General features: G+C 42.1%; 20 protein-coding genes. 13 read left to right on the forward strand and 7 right to left on the reverse strand.

Annotation, left to right across the window (positions count from 1 at the left end; translation table 11 throughout):
• Positions 1-62 precede the first annotated feature (62 nt).
• The 6 genes from radC (at position 63) to PP181_RS05975 (ending at position 5,722) form a co-directional block, all read left to right on the forward strand.
• Positions 63-761, forward strand: coding sequence for a RadC family protein (radC, locus tag PP181_RS05950; RefSeq protein WP_272636353.1), 699 nt, complete (start codon positions 63-65; stop codon positions 759-761).
• Between the two features lie 48 nt (positions 762-809).
• On the forward strand, positions 810-2,057 hold the full coding sequence (locus PP181_RS05955) for a polysaccharide deacetylase family protein (RefSeq protein WP_272636355.1): 1,248 nt from the start codon (positions 810-812) through the stop codon (positions 2,055-2,057).
• Entirely contained in the window at positions 2,050-2,739 is a 690-nt protein-coding gene (locus tag PP181_RS05960) for a YjjG family noncanonical pyrimidine nucleotidase (protein ID WP_272636356.1), read from the forward strand. The genes PP181_RS05955 and PP181_RS05960 overlap by 8 nt, the downstream gene beginning before the upstream one ends.
• A gap of 61 nt (positions 2,740-2,800) precedes the next feature.
• Positions 2,801-3,340: a hypothetical protein gene (locus tag PP181_RS05965; RefSeq protein ID WP_272636357.1), complete on the forward strand. Its 540-nt coding sequence runs from the start codon at positions 2,801-2,803 to the stop codon at positions 3,338-3,340.
• Positions 3,337-4,770: a DUF5723 family protein gene (locus PP181_RS05970; protein ID WP_272636358.1), complete on the forward strand. Its 1,434-nt coding sequence runs from the start codon at positions 3,337-3,339 to the stop codon at positions 4,768-4,770. The genes PP181_RS05965 and PP181_RS05970 overlap by 4 nt, the downstream gene beginning before the upstream one ends.
• Before the next feature lie 61 nt (positions 4,771-4,831).
• Positions 4,832-5,722 carry a hypothetical protein gene (locus PP181_RS05975; RefSeq protein WP_272636359.1) on the forward strand — a complete coding sequence of 297 codons (891 nt, stop codon included), beginning with the start codon at positions 4,832-4,834 and terminating at the stop codon, positions 5,720-5,722.
• Here the strand turns inward: PP181_RS05975 and PP181_RS05980 are convergent.
• Positions 5,719-6,996, reverse strand: coding sequence for a replication-associated recombination protein A (locus PP181_RS05980; protein WP_272636360.1), 1,278 nt, complete (start codon positions 6,994-6,996; stop codon positions 5,719-5,721). The two genes, PP181_RS05975 and PP181_RS05980, sit on opposite strands and share 4 nt — an antisense overlap.
• Positions 6,997-7,172: 176 nt before the next feature.
• On the opposite strand from PP181_RS05980, the gene PP181_RS05985 reads away from it, so the two are divergent.
• Positions 7,173-7,931, forward strand: a complete 759-nt coding sequence (locus PP181_RS05985; RefSeq protein ID WP_272636361.1) for a rhomboid family intramembrane serine protease — start codon at positions 7,173-7,175, stop codon at positions 7,929-7,931.
• Here the strand turns inward: PP181_RS05985 and rlmB are convergent.
• The 6 genes from rlmB to PP181_RS06015 form a co-directional block, all read right to left on the reverse strand.
• On the reverse strand, positions 7,928-8,668 hold the full coding sequence (rlmB, locus tag PP181_RS05990; RefSeq protein ID WP_272636363.1) for a 23S rRNA (guanosine(2251)-2'-O)-methyltransferase RlmB: 741 nt from the start codon (positions 8,666-8,668) through the stop codon (positions 7,928-7,930). The two genes, PP181_RS05985 and rlmB, sit on opposite strands and share 4 nt — an antisense overlap.
• A 210-nt stretch (positions 8,669-8,878) precedes the next feature.
• Positions 8,879-10,309 (reverse strand): PQQ-dependent sugar dehydrogenase, encoded by a 1,431-nt coding sequence (locus PP181_RS05995; RefSeq protein ID WP_154917029.1) that lies wholly within the window; start codon positions 10,307-10,309, stop codon positions 8,879-8,881.
• Between the two features lie 382 nt (positions 10,310-10,691).
• The gene (locus PP181_RS06000; protein ID WP_272636365.1) at positions 10,692-11,438 is read right to left on the reverse strand and encodes a hypothetical protein; all 747 of its coding nucleotides are present in this window, start codon (positions 11,436-11,438) and stop codon (positions 10,692-10,694) included.
• 234 nt (positions 11,439-11,672) lie between these two features.
• Positions 11,673-12,560, reverse strand: coding sequence for a hypothetical protein (locus tag PP181_RS06005; RefSeq protein ID WP_138259105.1), 888 nt, complete (start codon positions 12,558-12,560; stop codon positions 11,673-11,675).
• An 18-nt stretch (positions 12,561-12,578) separates the two neighbouring features.
• Entirely contained in the window at positions 12,579-14,174 is a 1,596-nt protein-coding gene (locus PP181_RS06010) for a SusD/RagB family nutrient-binding outer membrane lipoprotein (protein ID WP_272636366.1), read from the reverse strand.
• Between the two features lie 92 nt (positions 14,175-14,266).
• Positions 14,267-17,518: a SusC/RagA family TonB-linked outer membrane protein gene (locus PP181_RS06015; RefSeq protein ID WP_272636367.1), complete on the reverse strand. Its 3,252-nt coding sequence runs from the start codon at positions 17,516-17,518 to the stop codon at positions 14,267-14,269.
• 403 nt (positions 17,519-17,921) lie between these two features.
• Here PP181_RS06015 and rpsL point away from each other — a divergent pair, with 403 nt between their 5' ends.
• From rpsL to rplD, 6 genes are all read left to right on the forward strand, one after another.
• On the forward strand, positions 17,922-18,296 hold the full coding sequence (rpsL, locus tag PP181_RS06020; RefSeq protein WP_027078345.1) for a 30S ribosomal protein S12: 375 nt from the start codon (positions 17,922-17,924) through the stop codon (positions 18,294-18,296).
• 23 nt (positions 18,297-18,319) lie between these two features.
• A complete protein-coding gene (rpsG, locus tag PP181_RS06025) occupies positions 18,320-18,796 on the forward strand; it encodes a 30S ribosomal protein S7 (protein WP_138259108.1) in 477 nt (158 codons plus the stop codon).
• A gap of 8 nt (positions 18,797-18,804) precedes the next feature.
• Positions 18,805-20,934: an elongation factor G gene (gene fusA, locus PP181_RS06030; protein WP_138259109.1), complete on the forward strand. Its 2,130-nt coding sequence runs from the start codon at positions 18,805-18,807 to the stop codon at positions 20,932-20,934.
• Positions 20,935-20,943: 9 nt separating this feature from the next.
• Positions 20,944-21,249, forward strand: coding sequence for a 30S ribosomal protein S10 (gene rpsJ, locus PP181_RS06035; RefSeq protein WP_007094989.1), 306 nt, complete (start codon positions 20,944-20,946; stop codon positions 21,247-21,249).
• Between the two features lie 227 nt (positions 21,250-21,476).
• Entirely contained in the window at positions 21,477-22,100 is a 624-nt protein-coding gene (rplC, locus tag PP181_RS06040) for a 50S ribosomal protein L3 (RefSeq protein WP_138259110.1), read from the forward strand.
• Positions 22,100-22,732, forward strand: a complete 633-nt coding sequence (rplD, locus tag PP181_RS06045; RefSeq protein WP_272636368.1) for a 50S ribosomal protein L4 — start codon at positions 22,100-22,102, stop codon at positions 22,730-22,732. The genes rplC and rplD overlap by 1 nt, the downstream gene beginning before the upstream one ends.
• Positions 22,733-22,736 lie beyond the last annotated feature (4 nt).

Here is a 22,736-nt window from a genome sequence, read left to right on the forward strand (position 1 = left end):
CTTTATATATCTGTGATTACGATATTGTCAACCTGAAATAATTAGTTCAGTATATTTGGAATATGGAAGCTAAGCCCGTTTCTTTTTCAATCAAAAATTGGTCCGATGACGATAAGCCTAGGGAGAAACTACTTCATAAGGGACGTTCCGCCCTTTCCGATGCGGAACTGATCGCCATCTTGATAGGGTCCGGAAACAGGGAGGAAAGCGCCGTTGAACTTTCCAAACGGATATTGGCTTCCGTGGACAACAACCTGAACGAATTGGGAAAGCTCTCCATTCAGCAATTGATGAAATTCAAGGGCATTGGCGAGGCAAAGGCCATAAGCATTGCGGCCGCCCTGGAAGTTGGGAGACGAAGAAGAGGGGAGGATTCCCTAAAAATCGAGAAAATAGGCAGTAGCCAGGATGCCTTTGAAGTCCTACAGCCCATCATGGGCGAATTGCAGCACGAGGAATTCTGGATTTTGTACCTGAACAATTCCAACAAGATTTTGCACAAGGCCCAGTTGAGCAAAGGGGGAATAACGGGAACTTTGGTAGATGTGCGTTTGCTCATGAGACAGTCTTTGGAGTTGGGGGCCGTGGCCCTGATTTTGGCGCATAACCACCCTTCGGGGACCTTAAAACCTAGCCAGGCCGATACCGAAATCACCCAAAAGATCAAGAATGCATCGGAGTCTTTGGACATTCGTGTTCTGGACCACCTGATCATCACACAAAAGGAATATTTTAGTTTTGCCGATAATCAATTGTTGTAAATGTTATTGATCTATACCCATAAAATCACACCGCGCCTAACGTACACCATGAAGCAGGTATTTACCAGGATTTTGGGTATAGAAATAGGTTTTACTACCAAGGTGGAGGATTTCATAAAACATAAGAATGAAAAGATAACCTATACCAAACAGCCATTACAGAACGAGTTCTTCGTGCGCAGTCACGACCTTTTGTTCGAACAAGGTATCAACGATGTGGATATCAATGTAATGAGTTGGGACAATGTTCCCTGTTTTTTCTTTGCGGGGGAACGCAGTAATCTGCCTTTTGACATTTTTGCGGCTTCATTTTACCTGATCAGTCGGTATGAGGAGTATTTACCTCACGTTAAGGATGCCCACGGGCGTTTTCCGTCCAAGGGAAGTCTGGCCTATGAACATAAGTTCTTGGAACGCCCGGTGGTGGATATTTGGGCGATGAAACTCTTCGTGATACTAAAGGAACGGTTTCCAGTTTTGGTCCAGGGGCCTAGAAAATATAAATTCTTGTCCTTGATAGACGTAACCACTTCCCATTGTTATGCGAATAGGGGAGTTATACGGGGGGCTGCCGGATTTTTACTGGATCTAGGAACGTTCAGGATAAAAAGACTGATAGAAAGAATTGCGGTGGGACTGAACATTAAAAAAGATCCGTACGACAATTTCGCCACCTTAATAGAGTGGCACAAAAAGTTGAAAATCAATAGTATTTTCTTTTTTCAGTTTGCCAACTACTCCAAATACGATAAAAACGTATCCACAAATAGCAACAATTTTAGGTCCTTGATCAAGTATATTGGCGATTATTCCACCATGGCCCTAGCGGCTTCCTATAGTTCTTTCAACGATGTGGAACTTTTGAAAAACGAAAAACATAATCTGGAGGAGGTGGTCAACAGACCGGTAAATTATTCCAGGATGCGGTACAATCGGGTGGACGTTCCGGAAACCTATAGAAATTTGATTGCCGCGGAATTCACGGATGATTTTACCATGGGCTATAGCTATCAAATAGGGTTTAGGGCGGGCACCTGTACGCCCTTTCAGTTTTATGATATTCCTTTGGAAGTACAACAGCCCATAAAGGTCTTTCCTTTTGTACTGCATGATTATGCCCTGAGGGAAATCCATAAGAAAAAGGAATTGGAACGCAGAATGGACGCCATTTACAATGAAATAAAATTGGTGAAGGGTACTTTTATATCTGTATTCTCGAACGAATTGTTGGGTTCTGACCATACCTTCGATTGGAAGGAAGTATACCATCAGTTAATAAGCAAGTACCATGTTTAAAAATCTGGTCACGGACGTATTTTTTGATTTGGACCATACCCTATGGGATTTTGAGCGGAATTCGTCCCTAACCTTTGAAAGAATATTGGCCGAACACGGTATCCAAATCCCACTTGAGGATTTTTTAAGGGTGTACGTTCCCACAAATTTGGCTTTCTGGAAATTGTATCGGGAGGAGAAAATAACCAAGGAAGCCCTTAGATATCAACGCTTAAAAACGGTGTTCGACCAACTAAGACACCCCGTTTCCGATGAGGTGATACATAGTTTGTCCAGCGAGTACATCAATCATTTATCCTCATATACCCATTTATTTCCAGATACCGTTGCTGTGCTCAACTACCTAAGGCCTAGGTATCGGCTCCATATCATTACCAATGGATTTCAGGAAATTCAGGAAAAAAAGTTGAAGAATTCCGGTATACACCATTTTTTTGAACATATCGTAGATTCCGAAATGGCGGGGGTGAAGAAACCCAACCCCATCATTTTTGAACTTGCCTTAGATAGGGCAAAAGTCCATCCGCAGAAATCCTTGATGATCGGGGATAGTTTGGAAGCGGATATTCTTGGAGCTAAATCCGTTGGTCTGCATACCTTACATTTCAATGCCCATGGCGATCCCGTTCATGACCATGCCCCCATTATCACGCAGCTTCGGGAAATAAAATCCTATTTATAGAGTTATATCTCTTAAATGGGATAGGGAGTTTCTATCCGGTAATTGTTTCCAAAGGATGATTGTGTTACGAAAAATAGGTCTTCTGTTCGTTGGGCTTGTATTGTTGTTTTCCTGTTCCGATAAACAGGACTTTGATCAATATGACGACCTGACCATTACCCCCACTTTCGAAACCAGTATTTTCTACGTAAAGACCCAGGAATCGATAATAAATAGGGTTACGGGCATCAGTTTTTTTACCCAGGATTTCAATTTTGACGCCTTTGAAGAGGATATTTTTGCCGAAAGGGTGTTGGAAGGTTCCATAACCTATGAATTGGAAAATACTACAAGTAAGGAAATTGAGATAACCATAGAGTTTTTGAACGAAAATGGGGATGTATTGGACACCGAGTTCTTCCAAATGGATGCCGCACCAACGGCCCTATTGACCCGGGTTGTGGCGTATGGCGGTGCGGACAAAAGTCTTGATATTCTTAGGAATACCTCCCAGGTAAGGCTGAGCGCCAGAAACCTTGGTGACAATACCAGTACCTCCAATTTGCCGGATCCGGCCATCGAACTTCGTTCTAGTGCAAAATTTACGGTCAGGGTAAAATGAAGCGAATCCTTTCCATAAGCATTCTAGCGGTCTTGTCATGCAATTTTCTGCAGGCCCAGAACAAGCAGATTCTTTACGATTTTAATGAAATTCCCCAATCCTTGATGGTGAATCCAGGTGTGGAGAGCGATTTTAAATGGTACACGGGCATTCCAATGATTTCAGGGATTTCTGGCTATGCGGGTTCCAATGGGGTTTCCGTTAATGATATTTTTGCCGAGGACGGACTGGACATCAACGATAAGATTAGGGATAGAATGGTGTACGGCATGGGCCGTAGGGATGAATTTAGTGGTAATGTACAATTGGAAATATTCAACATTGGTTTTAGAAGTGGCAATCCCAATCTTTTTTATTCCGGTGGGGCCTATTTGGAGTTTGATAACATCACGTATTGGCCACGAGATTATGCCCAGTTGATCTTTGATGGCAATGCCGATCAGTTGAACAGGAGGTTTAACTTGGGGGATATAAAATCGCGGGGTTCCTTGGTGGCCGTCTATCATTTGGGTGTAAATAAAAAGGTAAACAAAAACCTGACAATTGGCGCTAGGGGCAAACTGTATTCAGGTATTGTGGATTATAACTCCACCAGAAATAGTGGTTATTTGGTCAACACGGAAGGCCAAAATAACATTCTCAATACTACCTTAAATGCCGATTTACAACTGAGAACATCCGGTTTTGGAAAGTTGGACGAGGCATCGGACAATGGAACGACAGGTAATACGCTGATAAAAAGGGCGCTCTTTGGAGGGGATTTGGGGCTAGGTGTAGATCTGGGATTTTCATATCGGCTTAATGAACAAACGGTATTTACGGCCAGTGTTTTGGATCTTGGATTTATCTATCATAGCGGGGATACCCAAAGTTATTCGCTCAATGGAATTGCCAGTTCAGAGGGAATCCAGATTAATGTATTGCGAGAGCTATCGAATTTGAATCGGGATTATTGGCAGGACCTCGTTGATGAAATCGAGGAACTGGTACCTTTTGAAGAGAATAATTCGGCTTATTTGACCTTTAGGCCCACCAAAGTAAACGCTTCATTACGGTATGATTTTGGAGCGCCCAAGGGGTCATCTGAGGACTGCGATTGTACCATTGATCCCTCCGGAGGAAATTCACCTAGAATCGCATATAGGAACTCCGTTGGGGGCCATCTTTTTTTGATCAACAGACCCAGTGGTCCACAAGCGGCGATTACAGGTTTTTACATGCGGAGGCTAGGCAATATCTTGGCGGTGAAGGCGACCTATACGGCCGATAAGTTCAGCTACACGAATCTTGGTTTTGGACTCAACCTTCAGGCAGGACCAATTAACCTCTATGCCATGGCAGATAACCTGTTATCCTATGGGAACATCGCGGCAAGTAATTATGCATCTTTTCAGTTAGGTTTAAATATTATATCTTGGGGCCGAAAGTAAGTGGACGGATTTTTGGCATGCTTTTTTCATTTACTTTGTATGAACAAAAACACCCTTGACTTTGAGAACCTTGTTAATAGTACTTACCGTTTCATTTAGTAATTTCTTGTCCGCACAGACAGACTTGAACAATTACAAATATTTTGTAGTTCCCAAACGATTTGAGGCGTTCAGGAAAACCAACCAATATCAAACCAGTACTTTGGTTAAATACCTGCTTTCTGAAAAGGGGTTTAATGCAGTTTATGATGATGCGCTTCCTCCGGACCTCGCATCCGATAGATGTTTGGGGATTTGGGTTGACCTATTGGATGATTCTTCCATGTTCACGACAAAAACCACTTTGGTACTAAAGGACTGCAATGGTGCCGATATTTTTGAAACACAACAAGGGAAAAGCAAGATTAAGGAATACAAATCGGCCTATAATGAGGCCATTGGAGAGGCCATGCAGAGTTTGGACGGAGTTGATTACGAGTACACGGCTATGGAGGCTCCAAAAGAGACGCTAACGTTAAATTTTAAGAATGATGTTAGAAGCCTAAAAAATAAGGAAATAGCTGAAAGAATGGAACCAAAGGGTATCAATACCGATAAGGTACAGCGAAAAGCTCCCAAAAACCAGAATTCAATGGTGGTACAGGAAGCTACTACTGAGAACCAGTCCTATAAAAGTTTGGAGCCCGTACCGTCCAATATCGGTTCAAAAAATGAATCACAGGTTCCAGAAAACGGGGAAATTTGGTACGCTCAGGAAATCGCCAATGGCTATCAATTGGTGGACAGTACCCCAAAGGTTCGAATGAAATTGTTCAAGAGTTCCAATGAAAACATGTTCATGGCCCAATCCGGTGAAAAAAGTGGCATGGTCTACCAAAAGGAGGGCCAATGGATTTTTGAATATTATGAGGGCGAAAACCTGGTTCAAGAACCTTTGAACATCAAATTCTAAAAGTCATACTTGTCCTTCCAACGTTTTTTTAGAAAGTCGCTCAGGGCATTTTCCCTTTGATTTTTTCCCGGTTGGTAAAACGTTGTTCCAGATAACTCATCTGGCAGGAACTCTTCGTTTACAAAATTGTTTTGGTAATCATGGGCATACTTATAATCGGCGCCATAACCTAGGTCTTTCATCAATTTTGTGGGTGCATTTCTTAAATGCAGTGGTACAGAAAGATTTCCGGTTTGTCGTACCGTTTGTTGCGCTTTGCCAATAGCCATGTAACTGGCGTTGCTTTTTGGCGAGGTGGCCAAGTAGACCGCACATTGGCTTAGAATAATTCGGGCTTCGGGATAACCAATGGTGGTTACGGCTTGGAAAGTCGTATTTGCCATGATTAATGCGGTGGGGTTTGCAAGTCCGATGTCTTCCGAAGCGGAAATCAACATCCTTCTGGCAATGAATTTTACTTCCTCACCACCTTCAATCATGCGGGCCAGCCAATAGACCGCGCCGTTTGGGTCGCTGCCTCGTATTGATTTAATGAAGGCCGATACAATGTCATAATGCTGCTCCCCGGTCTTATCGTATAAAACGGTATTTTTTTGGGCCTTGGAAAGGACTAGGTCATCCGTAATTATAATTTCTTCAGAGGGTTCCGAGTTGATGACCAGCTCAAAGACGTTCAACAGTTTTCGGCCGTCCCCACCGGATAGTCGCAGTAGGGCCTCGGTTTCCTTCAGGGTGATTTTTTTCTTTTTAAGAATTGTGTCGTTTTTCATCGCCCTCTCTAAAAGCAGTTCCAGCTCTTTTTTCCCGAAGGGGTTCAGAATGTAGACCTGACATCTAGATAATAGGGCCGGAATGACTTCAAAACTTGGATTTTCGGTCGTGGCACCAATCAACGTTACCCAACCTTTCTCAACGGCCGCTAACAGGGAATCCTGTTGCGATTTGCTAAACCGATGGATTTCGTCTATGAACAAGATCGGGTTTTTGGCTGTGAACAGGCCTCCGGCTTGTTTAGCCTTATCAATAACTTCTCGAATGTCCTTGACTCCACTATTAATGGCACTCAATACATAGAACGGTCTCTCACATTCTTTGGCAATGATGTTGGCCAATGTCGTTTTTCCCGTACCCGGCGGACCCCATAAAATAAGGGATGGAATAACACCTTTTTTTATTTGATGGGTCAAGGAACCGTTTTCACCAACCAGATGGTTCTGGCTGATATATTCTTCCAGGTTCTGTGGGCGTACCCGTTCCGCTAATGGCTCGTTCATGATGTAAAAATAGGCTAAAGTTGAGGAAGTTCCTTATTCGAGATACGATTGGGTTGACCTAACAGGTTTTTAAAACCTGTCAGGTCTGGCAATGAAAATCATCAAGACCTTTAATAAATTTAAATGACATTTTTACCGATTCCCAATTTTGGCCGATTAATTGTTAAATTGTTTCCATGTCCGATTCAGAACATTTTAAATTTTCCAACTCCGTGCTGTTCGCCCCACTTATAGGGGTGTTAACTGTTTGGTCCGTATATTGGATAGAATTGTTGAACGGGACCAATTTTAACGAATTCGGCATTTATCCTAGAAGTTTGGCCGGATTAAAAGGAATCGTGCTCAGTCCTTTCATACATGGTTCTTTGGAACATTTGTACAATAATACCATTCCATTGGTAATATTATTGGCCGCACTTTTCTATTTCTACAAAAGTATAGCCTTGCGGGTCGTTCTTTTGGGTATTGTTTTATCAGGGGTTATTACGTGGGGCATTGGTAGACCTTCCTTTCATATAGGTGCAAGCGGACTTATTTATGTCTTGGCCAGTTTTATATTTTTCAAGGGAATTATCACTAAACATTTTCGGCTGGTAGCACTATCCTTGATAGTCGTTTTTATCTATGGAAGCTTGTTGTGGTATATTTTTCCGGTCAAGGAAGGAATTTCTTGGGAGGGTCATTTGGGAGGCTTTTTGACGGGATTGATATTCGCACTTGTTTTCGACGCTAAAGTCCCAAAACCAAAAAAGTATGATTGGGAACGGGAGGATTATAACGAAGCAGATGACCCCTTTTTAAAACATTTTGATGCCGATGGTAATTTTGTAGAAACTCCTCATTTTTCAAATCAAGAATCGGAATCGGAAGATGGTCTCCAAATACGATATATCTATAAATCTTCCGAAAAAACAGACGATATTGAGAAAACTTAGTTTCTAGTTCTTTGCCTTAATGTCTCGTATAGGAAGACACCACAGGCAACAGAAACGTTCAGCGATCCTATTTCCCCCAATAAGGGTAATTTGGCGCAATAATCAGAAGCCTTTAGAATGGATGGGGAGATACCTTGGTCCTCCGCCCCCATGACGATGGCTATGGGTACCTTAAAGGAAATATCGTAAAGGGAATCATTCGATTTTTCCGTAGCGGAAACAACTTGTATACCTGAAGCCTGTAAGAAGAAAATAGCATCCTTGATATGGTCTACTTTGGCAATTGGCACTTTAAAAGCCGCACCTGCCGATGTTTTAATGGTGTCCGCAGTAACCGGTGCGGCGCCTTTTTTTTGAATGATGATTCCGTCTACTCCGGTACATTCCGCCGTTCTTATAATCGCACCAAAATTCCGTACGTCAGAGAGTTGGTCCAAAAGTAAGAATAGGGCAGGGGTGTCTTTGTTATTGGCTCTTTCGACCAATTCCTCCAATGAATAGAATCTAACGGGAGAAATATTGGCAACGGCCCCCTGATGGTTATTTTTTGTGAGTCTGTTTAGCTTTTCAGCGGGAACATACACAATATTGATTTCATTCCTTCTCAAAAGGCTTTCTAGTTCTTTTATTAAATCCCCTTTAAGCCCTTTTTGAAGAAATACCTTATCAATTTCCTCTTTTGAGTTTACAGCTTCAATAATGGCCCTTATGCCATAGATTTGGGTGGTTTTTTCCATGGGCTAAAGATAGGTATTATACCGTGATGCTTTTTGCCTTTTTTAACAACTATAATTTAGTGTAATACAATATTTACAGGAATCACAACAAATTAAACAAATCGAAAAGGAGGGTGTTTCGTTGGAACAGTTCATCTTTTGAATGTGTTATTGTGGTACTCCTAGGGAAATCAGCATGGGGAATACATGACTCATCATATTATATTTATTCTATGATTTCAGTCTGTCATTCACCCTATCCGGAGTTTTGATATAGGTTTTGCCTTTCAATTCTTCCATTTTTTCGAGTTGTTCATTTCCAAACTGTGATTTGTCTCCCTTAAACTCTATTTTCCAAATTCTTCCTTCCTTGGATTCCGAAATATAGAGTGCCCCATCTTTGTCCTGTGCCAGACCCATTGGTCTATATTTTGCATCTGGCATTGTAGCAATTGTGTCCGTTTTGGCAAAACCATCGGCAAAGACTTCCCAACTACCTGTAGGTCTTCCATTTTCAAAAGGAATAAAAGCAATAATATATCCTGCTTGTGGATAGGGTGTTCTATTTGTGGATCCATGAAAGGCAACAAATGCGCCGTTCTGATATCGTTCTGGAAATTGATTCCCTGTATAGAAAAGGAGGTCATTTGGAGCCCAGTGCGCAGGTAGCCCCATCAAAGGTTTTGTGTATTCTTTTGCCTCCAATTTTCCGTCACCACCATATTCAGGGGCGACCAACTTCTTACCTTGAAAATGGTCATAGTAACTATAGGGCCAACCATAATTATCCCCCTTTTTAATTTTCATGAACTCCTCTGCAGGAAGTACCGCTTGGTCCCATTCTGTATAGTCCTCTGGGGCGTGGTTGTGAAGGTAGTCCCGTCCGTGCTGGACCGCATATAGTGCATTGTCCTCGTTGTTCCAAGAAAATGCAACGATGCTACGTATTCCCGTGGCATAAAGTTCGCCATCCGTTTGAATTTGATTGGGTTTGTTTTTGTCAAAACGCCAAATACTTCCTAAATATTCCAACATTGGGCAAGGCATATGGCCTTTTATCTTACCCTGGGAATTAGCATCCTCACAGGCATTCGTTGGGGCTGAAAAAGTGACATACATAAAACCTTCCTTGTCAAAAGCCAATGATTTGGCATTGTGCCATCTTAATGGAAAACGATCGGTAAGTATGACTTCTGGATTTGATTCAGGTATTAATTTACCAGGTGATAGTTTTTGTCGATAAATTACCTGTTCAGAGCTAAAATATAGATAACCTTCATGTATACGCATTTCCGTGGCAAACTTGCCGTCATTTGGATATCCGCCAAATCTTTGCACAATATCCGCCCTGCCATCGCCTGTCGTGTCCCTAAGTGCAATACTTCCCGGAGTACCTTCTGTCTCCCGTAATTTTACATAAATATCTCCGTTATCGTTGACTGCCAAATGCCTGGAAGGACCTATGCTATCTACTACAGTTACTGCTGAAAAAGAATCGGGTAATAGCAAACCTCCGTTTTTCTCCCTTTCTTCTGGATTTGCTTTTTTCCAGAATACGGCTTTCTTAGATATTTCTTTTGTTGCTATTGGTTTTCTCTGCTCTTTGCAGCCAGTTATCATTAAAACTGTTGATATAAAGATTAACGGGATTCTCTTTTGCATTTTCGGGATGTTGAATTTATCCAAAGGCCATGTAATATATTCATTTTGATGCTCAATCAAAACTATGCTATAATGACCTTTAAAAATACATAGTCTTTGGCTAAATCAATAGCTTAAATTATGGACTCTGCTTTAGACTGTGAAATTCCGGTGAGAAAATGGGAGTTTAAATCTAAATGCGGAATTTTTCTTGCTTCATAGCTCGGCTCTGGAGGGGAAAAGGATAAAGTATAGATTCACTACTGCAATTTTTTAGTGAATATGAAAAGGTTTAAACTAATTCAATATTAGAGTTGTTTAAAGTCCCAACCAATAATGTGGTGTAAATCCCAAATTACTATATGAATATTTATATTACTCGTTGGAATCTTAAATTGTTTCACTACAATGTATTGAGAAAACCAAAGACATTTAATAAATCTGCTTCTTCCTTTATTTTGATTTTGTTTTCCTTTAAGTACTTTTTTAAGGCTTCTTTATCGCTTCCTTCCAAATGTTTTAATAATTTACTGTTTGAAAGCGCAATTTCATCAATTCGGTTTACTCCTTCCTTTTGAAAATAGTATTCCGTAAATTGAGAGAATCTTGCGGGGACTGCTTTTACAAAGGAGTTGGGGGCAGGCTTGCCCTCTGTAAATTTAACACGTATCCTTCTATAAAGATCATAGGTGTTACCATCATTTAAGAGCAGCAAATAGCCATTCAATGTTTGGTTTTTTGAGGTGACAAATGTTTTGAAAGATAGTTTTTTCCCATCGACTAAAAGAGAGATGTTTTTGTCTCTTGATAGGCCTTTAACAGCTTCCTCTTCTAAAAGCGTGTTCTTAATTTCTATTTCTTCGTTCAAGGCATTGTATCGATAGAACATTCTTCCCATGTTTTCTTCATTATACCAAATATCCGTTTGTTTGAAGGTGTTGGATACGTAGGGAGAGCCTTGAAATTCGTCATAATTTTTGGTTCGTTTGGCATCCCTACTGGCCATATCTCCTAATAAGGTATTTATCACTGCCGCACTTCCATCCATAGACCCTCCTGAGGAAGCATTGCTTAGTGCTTGACCAGAGTATTGAGCTGTTAAAAAGGAGGTTGAAAGTGCAAGTGTGGCTAAAAGAAGTAATTTTTTCATGTTTATTTTAATTTTACTCTTATCTAAAGGTACTAAACTTTTTTTTGAAGGTTTTGGGTTTGAAGTTTAAATATTTTTATTTTAACAATGTATCAGATTTTGTGTTTAGTTTGATTAAAATTTCAATTTTAGCCCCTGTTTTTCATGGTAACTACATATTGTATTTAATTCGAATAATAAAAAAAAGCGGTTCCAACATTGGAACCGCTTTTTTTATCTATGTACGATTTGGAATTACAACTCCAAATCCAAACAATAATCGATAAGTCCTGTAGACGTTGCAGGTTCCGGACCTAAATCCAGAATAGTATTGCCATTTGCGGAGATTACTTGGAAGGTGACCTCTTCGTCAAAGGACCCTCCATTGTAAACAATTTGGATAGCTTGTGCGCCCGCTGGCACCTCAAAGGTCAATTCCTCTGTGGTTTCATCAGGATATGGTCCTCCGTTATCCAAGCTGTTGGTCAATGTGATTGGATCGTTGTCGTCGATAGTAATACTCAAATTACCGCCGTTCCAACCATCTCCATATGAGTCGACGGTGATTACGGTCCAAGTACCTGCAGTAGGCACGATTGGGGCACAGATTACATTGGCCGTAAATCTGAACGGTGAGCTAAAAAAGCCACCGGTAAGTGTACCAGTATTCTGTCCGGAGGAAAACCTTCTCCCATCCTCGGCAACTAGTTCGAACCGCACCCTGTACTGATCTCCCGGTTCTACTGCATCCAAGGATACGCCTGCCGCACCTAAAATTTCAGTGACACCTGTACTGTAAGTAAATCCTTGAAGACCAAATTCGGTATCGTCAAAAGTACTTATGTTGGTAATAAGCCCTGATGCATCACCTGGTGTATCGCCGGTATTGTCGATGAATTCTCCGAAAACATCAACGCTAACAATTGTGGCGGATTCATCGGACTGTATTTCAAAGTTCCCTGTGAACGTACTGGCGGTGGAACCTTCTGCTACATCCGGGAAGGACGAGGACAGTGTTCGTAGCACAGCTCCCCTTGTAGTATCCGCGAGGACATCCGTGATGACACTCTCGTCTTCGGTACAACCCTGAAAAACAAGGGCCAAGGCTGCCAAAACTGTATAACTTATATTTTTGATTCTCATTGTCATAATGTTTTAAAATTAATTGGCTTGTGGAAACGCTGGACTGGCAGGATTGGTATCCCAAAATACCTGATTGGTCAAGTCCGCACGTTGTTGCAAGTTAGGATTGGTGATTACCTCGTCCTGTGGGTAGAAGAAAGATCTTGGGAACGGTCCCGGATCTGGTTCCCAACTTGGGGACAAGGTCGTAGGATATCCTGTTTTCCTGTAGTAGTTCCAGGCCTCTTGAGCACCTCCCCACTGGGCAATCCAATACTGTTCAGCAAAGATATCTTCCTGCGCATCTCCTGAAGCGGCCGTGAATGCCGCGACAGTATCGTCGATATAGTCGGAAACTTCCGTTTCGGTCGGTTCAAAGGATTTGTCGGCATTTCCGTCAACTGCACCAAATGTCTGAACCTTTGCAATGGATTTTTCCATGGCACTTCTTAAGAAGGCGGCCTTATCAGTTGCGCTTGTAGCCATCGCACCTCTCCAAAAATCTACATAAGAAGATAATATGATAGGCCTTATACCTGCTCCACCACCACCTTGGCCAAGGCCAATGGGTTCGAAACTGTTATCATCAAAACGTCCCGCAGCTGGATATACCCCGTAAGCGGTCTTAAAGAAGCCATCTGGGGGAGTTCCTTCATCGTTACCATGAGTTCTTCCCCAGTAACCATTAGGTACACTACAGAAAGTAAATCCGCCATCAACAAAGTGCTGAGGAACTGAGAATAGACTACAGCTAAGAAACTGTTCGTCCGGATCGGCGTCCGCTCCTGGAGTGGCTTCTACCTGACGGTAAAAATAGTACCGAATCCGCGGATCGTCCTTAACCAACATTGTTTCCATCAACCAGTTGCTCAAATAACCGCCAGCACCAGTTGGGCTATAGTCATTGGCGTATTCTGGATGTCTTGTGTCTGGCTGTAATACCCTTGTGCCGTATTGGAACTGGAAGTCATCTTCTACGTCTGAGATGAAGTTATCATCAGCAATAACCGCATTGAAGGCAGCAGTATTTCCCGTCAAGAAATAAGTTCTTAAACGAATGGAGTTGATCAATTTGATCCATTTGCTGCTATCGCCTCCATAATAGAAATCATCCGCTCCCTGTGTTGGAGGGTTTGTGGCGAATAATGCCTCTGCCTCGTCCAAAAGGGATAATGCGCCATCATAAACCACTGGACCGTCATCCAACACTGGCGCAGGGAATTCATCAGGATTTCCGGCTTGAGTAAACGCAGCTTGTCCAATGAAGTCCGTAAGTAACAATAAGGAGTACGCTTTAATTGTTTGTCCAACTGCCACATGAAAATCGTAGTTGATGTCACTTGCTGCATTGATTTGTTGTAATGCATCTACGTTCGTGAAAAGACCTACATCAACTGCTGATCCCGCCAAGTTGAACTCACTACTGTAGGTACGCGCCCATACGCTGTTCATAACACCACCTTGGAAGTTGTTGAAGTAGATACGCCCTGTCATATATTCTATTCTGGTGAGCTGGGCGCTTAAATCACTGAATCGTTCCATATTGGATACTGCAGCTAATTGAATCGAGTTCAATATCAGATTAGGGTCCGCCTGACTGATCGCCAGGTCGTTTGGACTGACTCTAAGGTCCAAATCCGTGGTTTCACAGGCATTGAATACAAGCCCTGTAAAAGCAACTGTTAAAACTGTTTTTAATATTTTTTTCATTTTAGCAAATTTTATAATTAAAAGGATGCAGTCACTGTCAATCCATACCTGCGGCTACTTGGCCCGTTCAAGAAATCGAAGCCCCTTGCATTTCCGATACCTGCACCAGCTACGTTGGGGTCAAAATTGGCACCATCTGGCATGTTATAGGCATCGTACCAAAGGTTGAACCCTTGTACGGTAAAGCCCAGCTTGCTGAACGGTGTCCTATCTAGGTACTTGCTAGGTAGGTTATATGTTAGGGAAACCTCTTGCAATCTAATTACAGAAGCATCGTATACTTGTAATTCGGTAGGACCGAACAAGACGTTGCTAAAGAAATACTGCGAGTTGTTGATCTGCAAATCATTGGGTTGTCCCGTGGCCTGTCTGATGCCCGGTAAGATATAGGTATTCTCCCTATTTGCGGTTTCCTTTATCAATCCCCGGCCTTGCAATAAGGCTACGGTATTGGCAACCATGTCACCTCCTGCGGTATGGCTTATCTGGAAGCCCAACCTCCAGTTTTTATAACTTAGAGTATTTATAAAGTTCATCACGTAATCCGGTACCGCATCCCCGATAATTGGCACGTTTCCATCAGCATCTACCTGAGTGGTAATATAGTTACCGGCCTCATCTATAAGTAAGTTTCCACTGGCATCACGAGCAACGGCATTACCTACGATACTTCCAAGAGACTCTCCCTTAATTGCGGCGTTACCCCCAATATCCAAATCCGTGGAACCGGCATAGATGATGATATCCTGCTCTTGTTCCTCAACTGTCTCTTTGTTAGAGAAGAAATTCACGTTGGATTTCCAGCTAAAACCATCAGGGTTTCTAAAGATATCCACACCCAAATCCGCTTCGTATCCGATGTTGCTGATCTGGCCTATGTTACTTTGTGTAAAGGTGAAGCCAGTTGAGGGAGAAAGTGGCTCACGCACAATTAGGTCATCCGTAGTCCTGTTATAATAGGTGAAGTCCAAGGATACCCTGTTTTGGAATAAACGTGTTTCTAAACCAAGCTCGAATTCCTTCAACAACTCGGGCTTTAAATTTGGATTTGCCTTAAAGTTCGCGATTTGGTTGGTCGTTACACCACCATCCTCACCGTACACCAAGGTATTCTGTTCTGCAATACTTAAGGTAGGGTATCCAGTTGGGAAATTAGCGGAAGTACCGTAACCAGCCCGTAACTTCATGTAGTTGATTCCTTTTTCAGAACGTAGGCCTGTAAAAGCTGCCGTTGGGATAAAGGATAAACTCGCCCCTGGATAGGTTAAGCTTCTATTTTCGGTAATCAAGTTACTTACCCAGTCCGTTCTACTACTTACGTTTAGGAACAGGAAGTTGTCATAGTCAAAGCTCACATCCCCAAAGACACCTACGATATTTCTTTTTTGGCTTCTTTGAATCGGTTGCTGGTTCAAGTAGTTATAGTGGCGCTTGATACCGTACACGATCTGTCCTATACTGGAAACACCCTGTCTGTCAAAGAAATCGGAACGAGCGTTGGCACCTACGTTGAACGTCATGCCTATTTTTTCACTTAAGTCGTAATTACCGCTTAATGAGGCAAAGTGGTCCCAGATGGTGTTGTTGTTGTCATAGGTGTCCAAGAATCCAAAAATATCACTCTGCTGGTCCACACCACCTTTATTTGAGGCGTTTTCGTTGCGTTCGTTATAGAAATCTAGACCGGTACGCCATGTAGCGGCCAAATTGTCATTGATGTCATAAGTCAATGAAGCATTCCAAAATACCCTGTTGGTCAATTGGCGGTTGGTCACGTTCTTGGCCAACCATCTCGGGTTCACAATATCGTTCCCGTTACGGTAGTAGACACTTCCACCGGTAATCGGGTTTTCGAAAGGTAAGCCCATCAAATCAACACTGATCGGGGTGAACATTACGTGTCCATAAACAGATACGCCACTTACACCACCGTTACCCAAACTAGCGGCGATCGGAGGAGATTTGTAATCAGTGCGCGCATAGTTCATGGTGGCCGCAATCGTAAATTTATTAGATAGTTTTGACCTACCACCAACCGAGAAGTTCATCCTATTGGTAGAGTTCCCAGGAGTAAAGCCAATATCGTTCAAATATCCAAGGTTTGCGTTGTAGGTGGTATTCCCATCCTCTGAGGCCCCCTGGAAGTTTACCGAGGTATTGGTGGCATATCCGGGTTTGAAGAAATTCTTGACAGATTCGTATGGCTGCCAAGCATATCTTGCCCCCTGTAACTCTGGGAATGCGGCCCTAGTAGCGGCTACGGCAGTCGTGGAATAGGGATGTTCCAAGGTTCCGTTCTCGTCTATCAAGGCCTGTCTCCCCCATCCGGAAACACCGCCTTCATCAAAACTGGGTCCCCAGTTACTGAAGAACCAACCAAATTGCTGGTCAAATCCATTTCCATATTGGAACTGATAATCCGGTAAGGACGCGAACTCGTTAACAAAATAAGACTGGTTGACAGTAATTTCATTTTTTTTAGATCCTCCAGTACCCGCACCAGCTTTCGTGGTAATCAATATAACCCCGTTCTTACCAAGTGTACCATATAAAGTGGTAGCGGCAAGACCTTTCAACACTTCTACATTGGCAATGTTGTTTGGGTCTATGTCCAAAAACCTTGAAGAACCCGTATTCCCACTAAGGAACGCTGGATTAGATGGGTCATTGGCATCGGCACTGGTTCCTACGTTGGTGTCATTACTAAAGGGGACACCGTCCACGATAAAAAGTGCTTGGTTACTCCCGCTAAATGAACTTAGACCACGAATGGTTACGTTCGTAGCGGAGCCAGACATACCACCTGCAGCGGTGATATTGACCCCGGCAGCTTTACCCGCCAAGATACGGGCAACGTCACCTTCGGTCCTGTTTTCAATGGATTCCGCCCCAACAGAGGTCACGGCATAACCCAAAGCTTTTTTCTCCCTTTTGATCCCTTGACCTGTCACTACAACCTCTTCTAGGGCTTGGGCATCCTCCTGCATCTGTACATTAAGGGTGTTAGATGCGCCAACGGTCTGCTTTATCTCACGCATACCTATGTAGGTAAAGGCAAGGGTTTGTCCAGCACTCGCAGTGATACTGTAATTTCCATCAAAATCAGTTTGGGTACCCGTAGTTGTGCCTTCAACCACAATGTTTACACCAGGGAGAGGTAAGCCATCCTGGTCTGTAACCGTACCGGAAACTGTTTTTTCTTGTGCATAGGATATATGCACAATCAACGCTAATAATAGCGTCAACAATCCATTTAGTTTTGTTCTCATTTTTTAATTATTTGAATTAGCTAGCAGCTAAAATCACAAAATGGCGTTAATAATCCAAGTGAATTTTAATAAAACTTTAAGAAGTAGAAGGATTCTTAGGAGTTATAGATTAAACACTATTGGGATTTTATATAATGTAATATAACAGCTCGAATTATGAGAATTCCATAATTCTTTTGAACTCACCATGTGATAAATAGTCGAAATAATTTTAGAATTTTTAGTAATCTTCTAATTGTTTTGTTTGTCTTCTTAAGTGTTGGGCTTGGCAAGGAGGTCATGATTTTTAAGGGGTTTAAAAAAGTTTCCAAAATTATTAGCTTGTGGTTTGTTTTAAAGTTAAATATCACTACATTTGCCGACCCTTAAATAAAGGGTAGTTTTTTATACATATTTATATAGTATGCCAACAATTTCACAATTAGTACGAACAGGAAGGGCCACAATTACCAAGAAGAGTAAATCGGCTGCTTTGGATTCGTGTCCTCAAAGAAGGGGGGTATGTACTCGAGTATATACTACAACTCCTAAAAAGCCAAACTCGGCAATGCGTAAAGTTGCAAGGGTAAGGTTGACAAACGGGAAAGAGGTGAACGCCTACATTCCTGGTGAGGGTCACAATTTGCAAGAGCACTCGATAGTATTGGTAAGAGGCGGAAGAGTTAAGGATTTGCCAGGGGTTAGATATCATATCGTTCGTGGAGCATTGGACACAGCAGGTGTGGCCGGTAGAACACAACGTAGATCTAAATATGGTGCTAAACGTCCTAAAAAGTAAATAACACTTTTTAATAAGAAGTAATGAGAAAAAGACAGGCAAAGAAAAGACCACTTTTACCAGATCCAAGGTTTAACGACCAGTTGGTGACCAGATTTGTCAACATGATGATGTGGGACGGTAAGAAATCTGTGGCGTTCAGTGTTTTTTACGATGCTATCGATATCGTTGAGGCCAAGAAAACAGATGACGAAAAATCAGCTTTAGAGCTGTGGAAGGATGCTTTGAGCAATGTGATGCCCCATGTGGAGGTGAGAAGTAGAAGGGTAGGAGGTGCAACTTTTCAAATACCGATGCAAATTCGTCCAGACAGAAAGATTTCAACAGCTATGAAGTGGTTGATAAGCTATGCGCGAAAACGAAACGAGAAAGGGATGTCCCAGAAACTGGCCGCCGAAATTTTAGCAGCTGCGAAGGAAGAAGGTGCAGCTGTTAAGAAAAGGGTGGATACCCATAAAATGGCGGAAGCGAATAAAGCATTTTCCCACTTTAGATTTTAATCAGAGAAATGGCAAGAGATTTAAAATTAACGAGAAACATAGGAATTGCTGCGCATATAGATGCGGGTAAAACAACAACTACGGAACGTATCCTTTTTTATACAGGCGTTAGCCATAAGATTGGTGAAGTTCATGACGGTGCCGCTACGATGGACTGGATGGAGCAGGAGCAGGAGCGTGGTATAACTATTACTTCTGCTGCTACTACGTGTGAATGGGTTTTTCCTCGAGTTAATGGAGAGCCAACTGAGGACTCAAATAGTTATCATTTTAATATAATAGATACTCCGGGCCACGTGGATTTCACTGTGGAGGTTAACAGGTCTTTGCGTGTATTGGATGGTTTGGTTTTCTTGTTTAGTGCAGTTGATGGTGTTGAGCCCCAATCTGAAACTAACTGGAGGCTAGCTGATAATTACAAGGTTCCTAGAATTGGATTTGTGAATAAAATGGACCGTCAAGGTTCGAATTTCCTTGCAGTGTGTAACCAAGTGAAAGAAATGTTAGGTTCAAATGCCGTTCCTATTGTTCTGCCAATTGGTGAGGAAGCAGATTTTAAAGGAATTGTCGACTTGGCCAAAAACCGTGCAATCGTTTGGCATGAGGATAACTTTGGATCAACTTTCGATGTTATCGATATTCCTGAGGATATGCAGGCCGAAGTCAAAGAATATAGGGCTGCCTTGATCGAAGCCGTTGCGGAATATGATGAAGAGTTGATGGAGAAATTCTTCGAGGATGAGGAATCAATCACGGAGGAGGAAGTTCACGCTGCTTTAAGGGCTGCCGTAATGGATAGGGCCATTATTCCCATGATTTGTGGTTCTTCCTTTAAAAATAAAGGTGTCCAATTCTTGTTGGATGCAGTATGTAGGTATTTACCATCTCCTTTAGATAAGGATGCCATTGAAGGTACGAATCCTGATACTGGCGCTATAATTACCCGTAAACCGGATGTAAAGGAGCCATTTGCCGCTTTAGCATTTAAAATAGCTACCGACCCTTTTGTAGGTCGCTTGGCTTTCTTCAGAACATATTCAGGTAGATTGGAGGCAGGTTCTTATATATTGAACAATAGATCGGGAAAGAAAGAACGTATATCCCGTATTTATCAGATGCATTCCAATAAGCAAAATGCAATCGATTTTATCGAGGCTGGGGATATCGGGGCAGCGGTTGGTTTTAAAGATATTAAGACTGGTGATACAATGTCAGATGAAAAGCATCCGATTGTTCTTGAAAGTATGAACTTTCCGGATCCTGTAATCGGTATTGCTGTGGAGCCTAAGACAAAGGCAGATGTTGATAAATTGGGTATGGCCTTGGCAAAACTTGCCGAGGAAGATCCAACGTTCCAAGTGAAAACGGATGAAGCTTCAGGACAAACCATTATCTCAGGTATGGGTGAGCTTCACTTAGATATTATCGTTGACCGTCTGAGAAGGGAGTTTAAAGTAGAGGTGAACCAAGGTCAGCCACAAGTTGAGTACAAGGAGGCTATTACAAAAGCTGCAGATCATAGGGAGGTTTACAAGAAGCAATCCGGTGGTCGTGGTAAGTTTGCTGATATCGTCTTCACGATGGAGCCAGCTTCCGATGAGGAAAAAACAGGCTTGGAGTTCGTGAACGAAGTTAAAGGAGGTAATGTGCCTAAAGAATACATCCCAGCGGTTGAGAAAGGATTTAGGGAAGCCATGAAGAATGGTCCTTTGGCCGGATTTGAAATGGATAGTATGAAAGTGACTCTTAAGGATGGGTCGTTCCACCCTGTGGATTCTGATTCCCTATCCTTCGAGTTGGCAGCTAAAATGGGCTATAAGGCCGCCGCGAAAGCTGCAAGAGCTGTGTTGATGGAGCCAATTATGAAGCTGGAAGTTATTACTCCAGAAGAGAATATGGGTGATATCGTGGGTGATTTGAACCGACGAAGAGGTCAGGTAAGCAATATGTCAGACCGTGCAGGAGCCAAAGTTGTTAAGGCAACCGTTCCGTTGTCTGAAATGTTTGGTTATGTTACTTCTTTAAGAACTCTTTCTTCTGGTAGGGCGACATCGACCATGGAGTTTTCACACTACGCCGAAACACCTTCCAATATATCCGAGGAGGTTATCAAGGCGGCAAAAGGTATAACAGCATAATTAAAGGTAATGAGTCAGAAAATTAGAATAAAGCTTAAGTCTTACGATCACAACTTGGTGGATAAGTCCGCTGAAAAAATCGTAAAAACGGTAAAGACTACCGGTGCTGTTGTAACGGGGCCAATTCCTTTACCAACCCATAAGAAAATATTCACAGTATTGCGTTCGCCGCACGTGAATAAAAAGTCAAGAGAGCAGTTCCAATTGAGTTCGTACAAAAGACTATTGGATATTTATAGCTCTTCATCCAAAACTATTGATGCCCTAATGAAGTTGGAACTTCCTAGCGGTGTTGAGGTAGAGATTAAGGTTTAGTGAGACTCGTTTCTCTTTGTTTAAGAAGTGAATCGCTACCCAAACAAACACTGAGTGCATACGAGGTGTCTGTGACTAAGTCAAGAGGATTCCGAAACTAGTTCGGAATATACATGTCCTGAGCTGCGAGCGAGGGAAAAACGGAGATAAAATAATTTCAGGGTTGAATTATTTTTGGCCCTATTTTTTTGAATAGTTTTTAATAAATAGTAATTAATAAATAAAGTATGTCTGGGTTAATAGGAAAAAAAGTAGGCATGACCAGCATTTTTGACGAGAATGGAAAAAACGTTCCATGTACCGTTATTGAGGCTGGGCCATGTGTAGTTACCCAAGTCAGAACCGAAGAGGTGGACGGGTATAATGCCCTTCAACTTGGTTTCGATGACAAGGCAGAAAAGCGTGCTAACAAGGCCGAAACCGGTCACTTTAAAAAAGCAGGTGCTTCTCCCAAGAAAAAGGTCATTGAGTTCCAAGGATTTGAAGGAGAGTACAAATTAGGGGACACTCTAAGTGTTGATTTGTTTGTAGAAGGAGAATTTGTGGATGTTATTGGTACATCTAAAGGTAAAGGATTTCAAGGTGTTGTAAAAAGACACGGTTTTGGCGGTGTTGGTCAGTCAACACATGGTCAACACAACAGATTAAGGGCTCCTGGGTCCATTGGTGCAGCTTCTTATCCGGCTAGGGTTTTCAAAGGAATGAAAATGGCTGGTAGAATGGGTGGTGAAAGGGTGACCGTTCAAAACCTTAGAGTTTTAAAAGTGGTTCCGGAGAAAAACCTTTTGGTGGTAAAAGGATGTGTTCCCGGTCACAAAAATGGGTACGTAACTATTCAAAGATGGCAATAATGAAGGTAGCAGTATTAGATATTAAAGGAAAAGATACGGGTAGAAAGGCTGAGCTTTCTGACAGCGTATTCGGAATAGAGCCAAATGAACATGCCGTCTACTTGGATGTTAAGCAATTTTTGGCCCATCAAAGACAGGGTACCCATAAAGCTAAGGAACGTGGTGAAATAGCTGGGAGTACCAGAAAGATAAAGAAGCAAAAAGGAACAGGAACCGCTAGGGCAGGTAGTATCAAATCTCCTGTTTTTAGAGGCGGGGGTAGAATTTTTGGACCTAGACCTAAGGACTATTCTCAAAAACTGAATAAGAATCTTAAGCGTTTGGCAAGAAAATCTGCTTTAAGTATTAAGTCAAATGAGAATGCAATCATAGTAGTGGAGGACTTTGATTTTGACACACCAAAGACTAAGGATTTTGTAAATGTTTTAAAGTCGTTAGGGCTAGAGAACAAAAAGTCCTTAATAGTGTTGGGCGATTCAAATAAAGGCGTATATTTGTCATCTCGTAATTTCAAGGGTTCTGATGTTGTAACCAATTCAGGGTTAAGTACTTACAAAATATTAAATGCATCAAGCGTTGTATTGTTGGAGGGCTCACTAGAAGGAATCGAATCAAATTTAAATAATAAGTAGAATC

The sequence above is a fragment of the Maribacter sp. PR66 genome (assembly GCF_028464205.1).
Taxonomy (GTDB): domain Bacteria; phylum Bacteroidota; class Bacteroidia; order Flavobacteriales; family Flavobacteriaceae; genus Maribacter; species Maribacter flavus.

Excerpts from the sequence above, each read along its gene's own strand:
- rplD (WP_272636368.1), top strand. The coding sequence starts at position 22,100 with ATGAAGGTAGCAGTATTAGATATTAAAGGAAAAGATACGGGTAGAAAG.
- PP181_RS06000 (WP_272636365.1), bottom strand. The coding sequence starts at position 11,438 with ATGAAAAAATTACTTCTTTTAGCCACACTTGCACTTTCAACCTCCTTT.
- rpsG (WP_138259108.1), top strand. The coding sequence starts at position 18,320 with ATGAGAAAAAGACAGGCAAAGAAAAGACCACTTTTACCAGATCCAAGG.
- rpsJ (WP_007094989.1), top strand. The coding sequence starts at position 20,944 with ATGAGTCAGAAAATTAGAATAAAGCTTAAGTCTTACGATCACAACTTG.
- PP181_RS05980 (WP_272636360.1), bottom strand. The coding sequence starts at position 6,996 with ATGAACGAGCCATTAGCGGAACGGGTACGCCCACAGAACCTGGAAGAA.
- PP181_RS05970 (WP_272636358.1), top strand. The coding sequence starts at position 3,337 with ATGAAGCGAATCCTTTCCATAAGCATTCTAGCGGTCTTGTCATGCAAT.
- rplC (WP_138259110.1), top strand. The coding sequence starts at position 21,477 with ATGTCTGGGTTAATAGGAAAAAAAGTAGGCATGACCAGCATTTTTGAC.
- PP181_RS05960 (WP_272636356.1), top strand. The coding sequence starts at position 2,050 with ATGTTTAAAAATCTGGTCACGGACGTATTTTTTGATTTGGACCATACC.
- PP181_RS06005 (WP_138259105.1), bottom strand. The coding sequence starts at position 12,560 with ATGAGAATCAAAAATATAAGTTATACAGTTTTGGCAGCCTTGGCCCTT.
- PP181_RS05985 (WP_272636361.1), top strand. The coding sequence starts at position 7,173 with ATGTCCGATTCAGAACATTTTAAATTTTCCAACTCCGTGCTGTTCGCC.
- radC (WP_272636353.1), top strand. The coding sequence starts at position 63 with ATGGAAGCTAAGCCCGTTTCTTTTTCAATCAAAAATTGGTCCGATGAC.
- rpsL (WP_027078345.1), top strand. The coding sequence starts at position 17,922 with ATGCCAACAATTTCACAATTAGTACGAACAGGAAGGGCCACAATTACC.
- PP181_RS05955 (WP_272636355.1), top strand. The coding sequence starts at position 810 with ATGAAGCAGGTATTTACCAGGATTTTGGGTATAGAAATAGGTTTTACT.
- PP181_RS05995 (WP_154917029.1), bottom strand. The coding sequence starts at position 10,309 with ATGCAAAAGAGAATCCCGTTAATCTTTATATCAACAGTTTTAATGATA.
- PP181_RS06015 (WP_272636367.1), bottom strand. The coding sequence starts at position 17,518 with ATGAGAACAAAACTAAATGGATTGTTGACGCTATTATTAGCGTTGATT.
- fusA (WP_138259109.1), top strand. The coding sequence starts at position 18,805 with ATGGCAAGAGATTTAAAATTAACGAGAAACATAGGAATTGCTGCGCAT.
- rlmB (WP_272636363.1), bottom strand. The coding sequence starts at position 8,668 with ATGGAAAAAACCACCCAAATCTATGGCATAAGGGCCATTATTGAAGCT.